The organism is Nostoc sp. KVJ20 (genome assembly GCF_001712795.1).
GTDB lineage: Bacteria > Cyanobacteriota > Cyanobacteriia > Cyanobacteriales > Nostocaceae > Nostoc.
In genome coordinates this window covers 18,214-29,327 of sequence record NZ_KV757664.1, presented here as the reverse complement: position 1 = coordinate 29,327, position 11,114 = coordinate 18,214, and the positions used below count along the sequence as shown (strand labels likewise).

At 41.3% G+C, this 11,114-nt stretch carries 11 protein-coding genes; 3 read left to right on the top strand and 8 right to left on the bottom strand.

Annotated features, from left to right (window positions below):
• Nucleotides 1-588 precede the first annotated feature (588 nt).
• The 3 genes from A4S05_RS25860 to A4S05_RS25850 form a co-directional block, all read right to left on the bottom strand.
• Nucleotides 589-1,536, bottom strand: a complete 948-nt coding sequence (locus A4S05_RS25860; protein ID WP_069072649.1) for a HEAT repeat domain-containing protein — start codon at nucleotides 1,534-1,536, stop codon at nucleotides 589-591.
• 123 nt (nucleotides 1,537-1,659) lie between these two features.
• On the bottom strand, nucleotides 1,660-2,457 hold the full coding sequence (locus tag A4S05_RS25855) for a sugar phosphate isomerase/epimerase family protein (RefSeq protein WP_069072648.1): 798 nt from the start codon (nucleotides 2,455-2,457) through the stop codon (nucleotides 1,660-1,662).
• Entirely contained in the window at nucleotides 2,457-3,158 is a 702-nt protein-coding gene (locus tag A4S05_RS25850) for a hypothetical protein (protein WP_069072647.1), read from the bottom strand. Before A4S05_RS25850 ends, A4S05_RS25855 begins: the two co-directional genes overlap by 1 nt.
• Before the next feature lie 312 nt (nucleotides 3,159-3,470).
• Between A4S05_RS25850 and A4S05_RS25845 the strand changes: the two genes are divergently transcribed.
• Nucleotides 3,471-3,911: a hypothetical protein gene (locus A4S05_RS25845; RefSeq protein ID WP_069072653.1), complete on the top strand. Its 441-nt coding sequence runs from the start codon at nucleotides 3,471-3,473 to the stop codon at nucleotides 3,909-3,911.
• Nucleotides 3,912-4,485: 574 nt separating this feature from the next.
• On the opposite strand, the gene A4S05_RS25840 is transcribed toward A4S05_RS25845, so the two are convergent.
• On the bottom strand, nucleotides 4,486-4,857 hold the full coding sequence (locus A4S05_RS25840) for a hypothetical protein (RefSeq protein WP_069072646.1): 372 nt from the start codon (nucleotides 4,855-4,857) through the stop codon (nucleotides 4,486-4,488).
• Nucleotides 4,858-5,645: 788 nt separating this feature from the next.
• On the opposite strand from A4S05_RS25840, the gene A4S05_RS25835 reads away from it, so the two are divergent.
• Complete coding sequence (locus A4S05_RS25835; protein ID WP_069072645.1) at nucleotides 5,646-6,977, top strand: alpha/beta hydrolase family protein; 1,332 nt, start codon at nucleotides 5,646-5,648, stop codon at nucleotides 6,975-6,977.
• Nucleotides 6,978-7,005: 28 nt separating this feature from the next.
• Here the strand turns inward: A4S05_RS25835 and A4S05_RS25830 are convergent, their stop codons facing one another.
• The gene (locus A4S05_RS25830; protein WP_069072644.1) at nucleotides 7,006-7,338 is read right to left on the bottom strand and encodes a hypothetical protein; all 333 of its coding nucleotides are present in this window, start codon (nucleotides 7,336-7,338) and stop codon (nucleotides 7,006-7,008) included.
• A 194-nt stretch (nucleotides 7,339-7,532) separates the two neighbouring features.
• The gene (locus A4S05_RS25825) at nucleotides 7,533-7,808 is read right to left on the bottom strand and encodes an HU family DNA-binding protein (RefSeq protein WP_069072643.1); all 276 of its coding nucleotides are present in this window, start codon (nucleotides 7,806-7,808) and stop codon (nucleotides 7,533-7,535) included.
• A gap of 247 nt (nucleotides 7,809-8,055) precedes the next feature.
• Between A4S05_RS25825 and A4S05_RS40605 the strand changes: the two genes are divergently transcribed.
• Entirely contained in the window at nucleotides 8,056-8,250 is a 195-nt protein-coding gene (locus tag A4S05_RS40605) for a VOC family protein (RefSeq protein WP_141699809.1), read from the top strand.
• Between the two features lie 157 nt (nucleotides 8,251-8,407).
• On the opposite strand, the gene A4S05_RS25820 is transcribed toward A4S05_RS40605, so the two are convergent.
• Both A4S05_RS25820 and A4S05_RS25815 read right to left on the bottom strand, forming a co-directional pair.
• The gene (locus A4S05_RS25820) at nucleotides 8,408-9,301 is read right to left on the bottom strand and encodes a lysophospholipid acyltransferase family protein (protein ID WP_141699808.1); all 894 of its coding nucleotides are present in this window, start codon (nucleotides 9,299-9,301) and stop codon (nucleotides 8,408-8,410) included.
• A 119-nt stretch (nucleotides 9,302-9,420) separates the two neighbouring features.
• Nucleotides 9,421-10,746, bottom strand: coding sequence for an energy transducer TonB (locus A4S05_RS25815; protein ID WP_069072642.1), 1,326 nt, complete (start codon nucleotides 10,744-10,746; stop codon nucleotides 9,421-9,423).
• Nucleotides 10,747-11,114 lie beyond the last annotated feature (368 nt).

The window sequence follows — 11,114 nt, the reverse complement described above, 5'->3', positions numbered from 1 at the left end:
AACACCATAAAGCCAGAATTGAACAATATCGATTTCGCAGAGATCCCAAGGGTTACTTGGCTAATTTAGAGAGTCGTCTTCTCTAGTAAGTTTTACCACACTAGCTTTCGGTAATCTTGGGATAATCAATCGATTTGGGAGATGATGGACTAACCTCATAAGAGCGATGTCTACGACGGGCTGCGCCTAAGCTACTTCTTCTATCCTAAGATTTCCGCTCGTCAGCAGCCCATCACCAGCAACCACATCCTGTGATACACCAAGGAAGAAGCTCAAAGTCGCGGATGCTGTCTATGATGCGGTGGCTTGTGCTGACTTCTAAATTTTGTAATGCCAACTTCAAGATTATTCCTTTTTTGCGTAAAGTACGAAAATTGAGGTGAATAGTACTATATAACGGTACTTATTATGGATAAACCGGGGACAACAATAAGAGTCTCCTATATAATTTACTTCTATCAAAAACTGCTCTAGCTTTCGTCTAGGGCAGTTTTTTATTGCGCGGTAGAAGCCGGACTCTGTAATGCACCTAAGATAAGTAGTTACTATTAGCTAAGACTTTCGCACTTTCCTACATCCTCAACGCTTTCAAAGTCCCAATTGATTAGCTCTTTGTTCACTAGCTCGATCAACTCGCTGCCAAAGTTCACAGTCTTCTCGATAAATAGCCAACGCTGCAATCGCATCTTTTGCATCAATATCTTTTCCTTGAGCCACTAATGAAATCAGGTAATCTATTGCTTTATCTTGTCGCAACATCCCAATTGCGAGTAACAATGTGCGACGAAGTTCTACGTTTCTTGTTTGCTCCCAGCAATTTCTGAGATGATCAAATGCTTCCTCTAATCGTGATTCACCCAACGTCAATGCTGCTAACTCACAGATTTGCTCCTTCGGATCAAAAAGAAAACCAGCAACTATTGCAAGTGAATCAGCCGGAGCCAGTTGTAACAAACCACTGAAGCACTCTGAAATCACCTGTGGTGCTTGATCGCCTATGCGGGTTTTCAAACGAAGTAAAGGTACACCTTGAGGATTTCCTGTGTAGGCGATCGCCTTTGCAGCAGCAGTTCTTGCTTCTGGTTTGGGGTCAGCTAGTAGATCGGCTAATTCGTTCATTACGTCTGAGTAGTTCATTCTCACCAGACCTAAAGCACATATACCCCGAAGATGGGCAGCAGTATCTTCAACTCCTCCCCATACTGGCTCCATCTGAATATGTCGAATCCCTTGCAGAAAAAGGTTTTCATCGCTGTATTCTAAGTGATACAGTGCTTGTGCTATCTCTTTCTTGGCAAGACAATTTTGGTCTACTTGTGTGGGTTTGACCATCATTCGAGCAAAAGCTTCTACAAGATCGCCAACCAACTCAGTAATAGTAGATTCGCCTACTATCTTGGCTGCTTGGGCAACAGCCATAGAATATTTGCTCTTAAGAACTTGGCGTAAAATTATGATCCCTGACTCACTTGTGGGATGCTCTCGAATTTGGGCAAGAATAGATAAAGTTTCTTCTAGTTTTCGTGATTTTGGCATATATCATCCCACAACCAGGCGCTCTGTTTTGGACTTAAAGCACTTACCAGTAGTAAAATGCAACAAGTATTAAATATGTCTGGTTTGTTATCTGAATCTATTAGTGCTTAATCTCATTTGAGATTAAAAGCTTACTATTAAAGCAACGATCCGGTCGTACTCTTGCTGCACTACTGAAACAGGCAATCGATTTAATCGGCTCTCTAACACCAAGGGAATTCCCTTTGGAAAATTAGTAATCTGAGATAACCACCAAGTATTGTCCGTAATCCGCGAATGTATATCTTGCCGTCCATCATTGTCTGAAATGTGAATTTCTAAAAGTTTCTCTGGTGGAAGTCCCAACCATTCATTCAACAGTATTTCGGTTTTGTCACGCCAAATGTTGAGATGGGCCAAGTCCACAACTATCTTGACCTGGGGAACATCTTGGCAAAATTGAGCAAGTTCTGAAGCATTATCCAAAAGGTTCTCAACAGTGCTATTTGTGAGTGTAGGATACATTGTTTCTACACCCAAAGCAATACCTCGCGTTAGACAAACCCGATGAAGACGATGAATATTTTCTACAAATGTTGTGTATGCTAAAACGCGTTCAGTGGTTTTACAAAAGTTTCCTCCATGTACTGAATAAGCGGTAACACCTATACTAGCTAGATAATCTGCCAATCGTTCAAAATATTTCCAATCTTGAGGTTGAGCTAGATTGAAAGGATAGTGGCGTGCGCTGCAAACAAAAGCATGATGCGCTCGATAGACCATTCCCTGTTGTCTAAAATCCTCTACTGCTTGCGCTGAATCAGTATCAGGTCGAGGCCCAATTGCTAGCTCAACATACCGGATTCCTGCATTCCAAAATATTGTTAATGCTTCACGGGTTGAAACTCCACCATAGGCTGACAAGCTCAAATACAATTGCATCAGTCTTCCTCTATGGATGAATAATTAAAAATAGCTCTTCTAGGTTTAAGTGCGAATATTTTGAGGGAGTAACCTACTAATGTGCTGATTTCAGCCGCTAATTGCTGTTTTTGTGACTCTGGATATTCCATATCTCTAAGTAAATATTTTACGTCACCATAAATGTAGTCCTCAATTTGCCCTTTTATAGAAGTTTCACTACACTCGTTGACGTTATATATGCGTTTTAATGGTATTTCATTGATCGAATGCTCAACTGAACCTAATTTTAGAGACAGAGTATAGCTATACCCGATAAAGTTACGTTCGTCATCGTAACCATTCAGGTCTTCGTGAGTTTGGTAGTTGCTCAAACCTATCGGTAGTTCGAGCATCGCCAATAACCAAGTAGTTGGATCTTCTGCAATACTAAATTCTGATTTGCGCGTGTACCAATTATTACTTTTAGTCTGTTTTAACTCTTGTACAAATGCTCTTAATCCTGGCGTTGGCAACAAGCAACGAGCATCAGTAGCCAGAGCATCAGTGATCCGTTTAAGTTCTATTGCTTGTGTTTCTACCAGTGTCTGTTCTGCGTCATGAAGTTCTTGCATTCGTGCTTTTACTAATTGTTGCAAATCTGCAATCTGTGGGTCGAATTGACTGATATGCTTTTGCACTAATTCTTCATAACTAGAAAGTAAGGAATTAGAATCTGTCATCGCATATTCCTCATTTTTGAACAATATTGCCGGAAACCAACTACCGCAAACCACTTCAATAGTTCTTTTGTACTAATATATCATTAAGCATTTGATTTTTTAAAAGGATTACGTTAAATTTAGCGATCCTGTCGAATGGCAATTAAACTACAGTTGGCAGCAGTACACTGACCTAATTTTTCAAATGGAGGCTCTCATTGGACATCTACCTGCTAGGCCATTGTTTAAGTCAAGTTTTGGCTATTAGTTGGGCAGTAACTCTGATGCCAAGGCTTGCCAAACGTTATGCAAACGACTTTTACAACCGGTGCTATGTCAAAATTACTCGAGTGCAATCGCTGTCTCTTTTACGCCCATAACCCTCAGCTAGTCTGCGCCGTTCACCCAACTGGCCCATCCGGTAACACCTGCCTTGATTTCCGGGATGATCCCGAATTAGAAACTAAGCAATTTGTAGACTTTCTAGGCATTGGCGAGACTGATGACAATCCCTATAACGATAATAACCAGCAATGGGAACCAGAAGGGGCAAGATATGTTAATGGCGAACTGACAATAGAGCGCACATTTTACAACGGCGAGTTGATTGTGCAGCCACAAGAACGGTGGACGCAACAGCAAAAGCTGGAGTTACTTGATTGGCATCCGATGTTTACTGGCAGATGTCCCCAGTGCAATGGTCTTTTTGACCGGGACTGGTCAGCGCGTGTGCATTGGGATTGTGAGTGTGGCTGGATGGATGATACAATTTAGAGCATTCGCTCTTTCTCACTTCCTTGACAGCATCAGTAGGCTGTGATTGGATAAAAGCTGTTAGGGACTTACAAAAAAATAAAGTACCAGCCATTTAGAATATTTAGGAAGCGCGGATCTACCAGCCCCCACTAAATCTCTATAATGGAAATCCCTAAAGTCATGCTCACTGACACTATTAAATCTACCTTTAAAGATGCAGCGAAAAAACTAACTGGCAGTCGCTGTTCATAGACTTTATGGCAAAAGTCACCGAAGATTACTTCGATAGTTTAGCACGCATTGCAGAAATAGTATTGGGGTGGAATCGCCAGAGTGTATAACTTGACTTGGATGAACGGCGGACGGGGATAGTCTGTGTAGATAATTATCAGGCAAAGGGAAAACACAAAGACACAAGACACAAGACACAAGCACTTAACCCACTTGTATTAAACCGGGAAAGCCCAATCGCTAAAAACCTTTGAGAGCTTTATTTTCCAGTTTTTTGCTTAGAATTTTAGTTTATAGTTTCAGAATCAGGCTTTGATGATGTTTTCTAAAAGTAACACAAGAGGGTTAAGTACCAACATTTTTAGTTGAGTCTACAGCTTGCAGTAAGTTCTACATTGAGGAAAGTTCCTGAGCGGGGTGTAATTGAACGCAACTGCTGGATAAAACCATTAAATCTAGCATCAGTTACGCCAAACCCAACTTCAGCACAAGCAGATAAACCCCCTTCAATTGGAATAGGAGCGCCTTCCCTTGGGCTATATACAATAAATTTATCAACAGTACCAGTACCAACCGCAAACCCGATAACTTGGCGAACTGTTCGCAAAGCAGCATTATCTAGAGGGCCACCTATACTACCAACACTAATATTAACAGCACGACTTTCAGCCAATGCTGGCGCACTCATCGACAATACTGCCCCGACAATCATTAAACAGGTGAACTTATTCATTTTCTTTCCTCACTCGACTTAAACTTATGTATTTACAAAAACATAAACTCACTAAATAATATACGGACATTATCTGAAGATAATCATTTATTAAAGCGGGGTTTAAGAAGCAGCTTTTTGACAGGTTTTATGCGTGGAATACTACAACGTGCGTGTCTAAGACAAGCTGCTAAGAGTGTCTACGCTCTGTTCCTGTTCGGTCAATTAGGAACTTCAATGATTGCTGGGCAGGGTTTTCCCAAAATAAGATATTTTTAAATTAAATTTATACTAATGTTAACAAAAATATCAATTAATTATTTTAAAGTTAATTATCCCACATGATTTTTTAAAATTATTTAACTTGATGTTTACTGTTAAATTGGTATCTAAATACTAGAGCGAAAGCAGCTTTAGTATGGCCTTTTGACAAAAGTTTTCCGATTATCTAAAATTGCTTTTATACATGAGGTAAGTTGCCCTAAATAGTTTTCTACTTAATTATTTATTCTCCAGTAAACATTTAAAAAATCAAGTAAGTGCTGTTTCTGCTGAAAAATAATGGCTCATTAGCAGATAGTATGCTAAATCCGTCGCTAAATAAACTTAAAATCTATACTGGGCAATACTAACAGCCGTGATCACAAACTTTTTAGGTTTGATGCTGAAATTTAGCCTACAAGTATCTGTAACCTTGATTTTAAAGCAAAGTTAGCAACTCTAATTAAAAACCTAAGAATAACACCGACTGAAGAACCAAAATAATTTTAGCCTCAATAAACAAAGATTTTACACATAGGATTTTTCAGATGATTGAAGTCAACTTTAATGTTTGGGGTAACGGGTCTATCAACCGTTCTGGGCGCATTACTTCTAATGCACCGACTTACGTTGTTATTCATGGTTATCAAAGCACTGGCGGCAATGCAGGCAATAACTACAAACCCGCTAACTGGATGGCAAACATAGCCCAAACTATTCGGCAGCGTGAGTCAAATGCTAATATCATTCTGGTAGATTGGGAACAAGGAGCTAGTTCCTTGTGGTATCCCACTGCCGCCGCCAGAACACGCGATGTCGCTAATCAGTTGGCTACCTACTTAATAAATAATGGCGTAGATCCGAATTACACCAACCTAATCGGGCATAGCCTGGGAGCGCATATTGCTGGATTTACGGGTTCAACCTACCGTGAATCTACAGGGCGTTTTCTTGCTCAAATAGTAGGACTAGATCCAGCAGGCCCTGAGTTTGAAGGCAAAGCAGCAAGCGAACGTTTAGATCCAAGTGATGCTACTCGTGTTGTATCTATTCATACTAGCGAAACTTTAGGCTATGATGCTCGCTTGGCTACCCTAGATGTCTATGCGAACTGGAATGACTTATTTCAACCTGGACAGTGGAATTTTGCTGGCAATCACAGTTATGCCCACACTCTCTATACAGAATTACTCCAAGGTTATAGCTTTACCCAGTCCAACAGTATTCTCCTGAACTTGAATACAGTAGTTAATGCTGGATTTACTGGGCAGAACGATGCCAGTACTAAAAATAATAAACGTATTGTTGCTCTCAATCTTGTGGGTACTGCTAACAACGATACCCAAGCGGGTGGTGCAGCCAATGATACTATCCGTGGTAATGCAGGAATTGACTACATTACAGGTGGTGATGGTAACGATTCTGTTTTCGGCGATAGTGGTAACGATCTTGTTTATGGTGGACGTGGGAATGATTCTGTTTTCGGTGGCACTGGCAGCGATCGCCTGTTCGGAGATGAAGGTGACGACGTACTCACTGGAGCAGATACAGTAGCAAGAGGTATTGCTGAAGTTGACCTTTTAACTGGTGGCACCGGCAGCGATCAGTTTGTCTTAGGTACTATTGTAAGTGTCTTCTACAGCGATAGTAATGCTATTACGGACGGACTGGGCGACTACGCTATAATTGCTGATTTTGATGCTTTGTCAGATACGCTTCTATTGTCTGGCTCCAAATCGAGCTATAGCTTGGGAGCAGTACCAACTGGTTTGGCTACGGGTACAGCCTTATTTCTGAATGAAACTAGTCCTGAATTACTTGCTATCATTCAAGGCTCTAGCAACCTCAGCCTTAATGCCAGCTATTTCTTAACTGTCTGAAACTCATCTTAAAATCCATCGCTCTTTCTTACTTCCTTGCGCTTAATGCCTGCTTGCTCAGTTGCATCACAATATTTTGGGGTAATGGGTCTATGACTGCATCAGTCGGCAGAGATTTAATAAAAGCTGTTATCTCTTGCCCAGTTTTGTATTTCCCCTCACTCCAAGCTGAAGCCATCTGTTTCGCTACCCGGTCAGCATCATCAGGGTTCGCATGGGCGGTAATACATTGAATATCATTACCTGTAAATGATATCCATGTCTGCCAAAGTCCCGTAACTGGATGCTGAACAATCCCTGTGGTCAGTTCATTGTCCTCAAGTACTGCTTTCTTTTTTGGGCCACCGAATCCTTTAAACATTACTTTCTTTAGTAAACGCTATCTTTTCAGAATGCCCAAAATAAATGCAGCGATCGCCTACGGCGGGCGGTTACGCCATCGCGCTTTTTTTACATCTGCAATTCAACGACTCACGTTCCCTCTAGCGTTGCCTTGAGAACAGCGAACGCTACAGAGGAAGCAGTGATTGGATTGCTAGTGGCAAAGCAATTCATCTATGGCGCTACTTTTTCTTTAAACTGTTTCCCAGCAGAAAACGCAGGCACAATGGTAGCTGGAATAGTCATTGGCTCATTGGTTTTCGGATTACGCCCTTCGCGCTCTGAGCGATCGCGTCGCTCGAATGACCCAAACCCAATGAGCGTTACCTTTTCACCATTAGCTACAGCTTCGGTAACGACTGACAAAAAAGCACTGATGATTTCATCAGCTTGCTTTTTTGTGACGTTGGTCTTTGCTGCTACAGCATCCACTAGTTCGCCTTTGTTCATAAATCACCCTGAAGCATTGCCAGTATTGGAAATTTACTTTACCATTACTTCCTCTTGTCACGAAAGGGGGAAAAGTACTAACAATCAAGCAGCATACGAAAATTAACAATGCACGGCTAGTGCTGTGGCGACTTAATTCAAGGTACAGCCAGTTGAGTTTTAGGAGAGTATCTACCGTATTCAAAGAGCCAATCTACAGTTTGCGCCTTTTTCAGGCGATTTCTCCGGCTTTGCAATTGGATTGAACTTGAGTAACTCAGTTGAACCAGGTAATACTGTTAATACCTTTGTTGTCAACGATATAGTTACTGCCAGTCTTTGCCTGACTGAAAGAGGAGTCTCAGTTGGGCCAATTACAGATGTCGGTCACGGAGTGCAATTATCCACCTTCAAGGATATTGACGGAAATTTGTTAGGGCTTCGGCAAAATCCGCAGTCTTAACTGGATTTGCAGCTAAATCGGGGAATTAGCCAGCGATAGGATTGCTATATCACTGATGTAACTATTGTTAAAGCTTGTTTTTATCCAATTTCCACAAATAAGATTTTCCCAAATTGTTTACATATTTTTCTCCGAGTTTTTTTCAAATGTTTTGATTTTATGAAGATTTTTGAGTATCTATAACCAATTGATTTAGCTCTTCTTGCATTTGGTTATGAACTAATTCATAACAATTATTCACATAATTACGATCCTTAGCTGCATCTCGACCATATCTTTCAAAAGTAATTGGATCACATACACGAGTATGAATCTGCACAGGTAGAGGAATATTAGGCAGAGGCCCAATAGACAAGCCCCAAGGTAAACCTAAATAAATTGGGAAAATTCCTGGGTCTATTTCATAAAGCCACGGCAATCCTAACTCATGTAGTTGTTTGACTAAATCATAGCAATCACATAAAACAATCAACGTATCATGAGCGCCTACAGAAATCACTGGAATAATTGGAACTTCTTGTTTTAAAGCCAGCTTGACAAAGCCCTTATTCTCAGCAAAATTAATTTTATAGCGTTGGCTGTGAGTCCGAAACATATCATATTGTCCTCCTGGATATACCAGAACGCTAGCCCCCATCTCAAAAGCTGCACTAGCCATCTTTGGATGTGCAACAATCGCTCCAACTTTCTGAGCTAATTGGGCTATCTCTGGACTCACTTTCCAAGCAGAAGAGTGCATTAGACCATACACCAAACGCTCTGTTCCAAATCTAGAAAACCAATCATACATCATCATTACTAAATCTGGAGAAGCCATTCCACCATTGTGAGAACCCACCAGTAGCACTTTTCCTTCTGTTGGTATGTGATGCCACCCATCAGTTTTTACTTGAAAATAGTAACGGTAAAACCATGACCATACAGGCATCAGTAATCCAATCAAATTAACATCTCGCTGTGTTAAAGACCATTGAATTTTCTTCGATAATTCTGCTCTTAAGGAGTTGTCAGTACTAATATAATTTTTCTCTACCTGTTTTTGTAATTCCATAAATTTCGCTTCCCTGAATGTCTTACTCCTGTAACTGTTTATTAATATTTTTTAGTGATGCAGAGGTACAGCTCTACATACTCGTTCTACCTACCAGCCAAAACTCTGTTTGCCTGTTGTTAGCCACCATCCCTTGATAAATTTAGTTCGCCATAAACGTTGATACTAAATGTAAATTCGATATCAATGTAGTTTTTGGTATATCCTGTGGGCAAAGGCGCAAAAGGTGCAGATCGCTGTATAGCATTGAGTGCTACTTGATCAGTTACATTAAATCCAGAGGTTTGTACAATATTGAGATTGCTAACTTGACCTGAACGGTTAATAGTAAAGTTAAGCACCGTTCGTCGATTAGACTGGCTCATTCCTGGTAGCCACTGCCTCTGAACGCGTTGCTTTAGTTTATTTAAGTAAGAGGTGAGGTCTATATCTTGACTATGGGCATCAATACCAGAAGCCCCAAGGCGATCGCGGTTGGAATTAGGCACAGCTGCAAGTTGATCGCCGCGATAATTCTGACTAGATATGCCCACAGTACCACCCAACAAACTTGCTGCACCTGTTTTTAGAGATGACTCAGCTTGCGTCGGTGTTCGCCCACTGAATCCAACTATCGACTGCCCTAACTTCTTAGGATTGTTGGATGCTGGTAGTGTCGTAGCTCTTTCAAGTGTTGTTTTTCCCAATTGGGCTGGCTGTGCCCTAGTCATTGGTGCTAACGCAATTTTCTTTGAATTAGGTAGCTGTGCTGGGGTTGAAGGTGCTGTGATTATTTGTTTCGGGTTGAGTATTAAAGGTGTTGTCAAAGGCGCTGTTTTCAGAAGCGGAACTGGCTTTGGTCTAGCCACTGGTGCTACTGGAATTTTCTTAGAATTAGGTACTTGCGCTGTGGTTGCAGGTACTGAAGGTATTTGCTTCGGATTAGGTGATGTTTTTATAAGTGGAACTGGCAGTGGTGTAGTCATTGGTGCTACTGCCTCGCTTGCAGATGCTGATGCTGTTTTTCGAGATTTGAATTTCGGTTGTTGACTAGATAGATTTGGTAATTCCGTTTTCTGCTGCTGCCGTCCTACCTGGAATTCTTTGAGGGGAAATGAGGCTGTTAAGTCAGAAGAACGCTCGTTATCGGCTTTATGTCCGATCAGATTCGCTGACTTGATCACAGAAATAGGTCTTTCTGGCAAAGCCTTACCGCCAGCAAGAGAATTTTTGGTAGCCTGGAGTGAGGTTTCAGGAGGTATGTCTGTTGTATTATAGGGAACTTCAACTATCTCGATTGGAATCTCTTGACTAATTTCTTGCTTCGGCTCATGCATCAAAGCTCTGTGCCAATATTTGCTCCCTATTAATAAAATAGAGTGCAATAGGATAGAAGTAACTACACCTTGGAGCATATCGAGAGAGCGCACGCTCCGATGGCACACAAATTCATCAAATGAAGCCATGTTATTGTACTTTCTTTAATGGCAGCCTCAACAGTCTATTTATAGGGTACAAGCTTCTGTTATTTTCGGTTGTTTATAAGGCTGTAGGAAACAGAAGATGTTGCCTCCAAGCAATCGCACTTCCTGAATCTTCGCACCAGATTTCCCACCAACACCTTACCCCATCACTGCACTAGCCCACATCAGCAGAACTTTCGGCAGCCTTGGGAAATCGATTGGCTACGCTTTGCTTCAAGAGCGATGTCTACGACGGGCTGCACCTACGCTACTTCCTCCATCACCAGATTTGCCTTTTCAGCACCCCATCACCAGGAAGCATGTTCTGTATGCCACCAAAGAAAAAGCTCAAAGTCGCAGATGCCGTCTGT

Coding starts and splice junctions, on each gene's coding strand:
- A4S05_RS25850 (WP_069072647.1), bottom strand. CDS start 3,158: ATGACAGATTCTAATTCCTTACTTTCTAGTTATGAAGAATTAGTGCAA.
- A4S05_RS25860 (WP_069072649.1), bottom strand. CDS start 1,536: ATGCCAAAATCACGAAAACTAGAAGAAACTTTATCTATTCTTGCCCAA.
- A4S05_RS25840 (WP_069072646.1), bottom strand. CDS start 4,857: ATGAATAAGTTCACCTGTTTAATGATTGTCGGGGCAGTATTGTCGATG.
- A4S05_RS25845 (WP_069072653.1), top strand. CDS start 3,471: ATGTCAAAATTACTCGAGTGCAATCGCTGTCTCTTTTACGCCCATAAC.
- A4S05_RS25855 (WP_069072648.1), bottom strand. CDS start 2,457: ATGCAATTGTATTTGAGCTTGTCAGCCTATGGTGGAGTTTCAACCCGT.
- A4S05_RS25820 (WP_141699808.1), bottom strand. CDS start 9,301: ATGGAATTACAAAAACAGGTAGAGAAAAATTATATTAGTACTGACAAC.
- A4S05_RS25815 (WP_069072642.1), bottom strand. CDS start 10,746: ATGGCTTCATTTGATGAATTTGTGTGCCATCGGAGCGTGCGCTCTCTC.
- A4S05_RS25835 (WP_069072645.1), top strand. CDS start 5,646: ATGATTGAAGTCAACTTTAATGTTTGGGGTAACGGGTCTATCAACCGT.
- A4S05_RS25830 (WP_069072644.1), bottom strand. CDS start 7,338: ATGTTTAAAGGATTCGGTGGCCCAAAAAAGAAAGCAGTACTTGAGGAC.
- A4S05_RS25825 (WP_069072643.1), bottom strand. CDS start 7,808: ATGAACAAAGGCGAACTAGTGGATGCTGTAGCAGCAAAGACCAACGTC.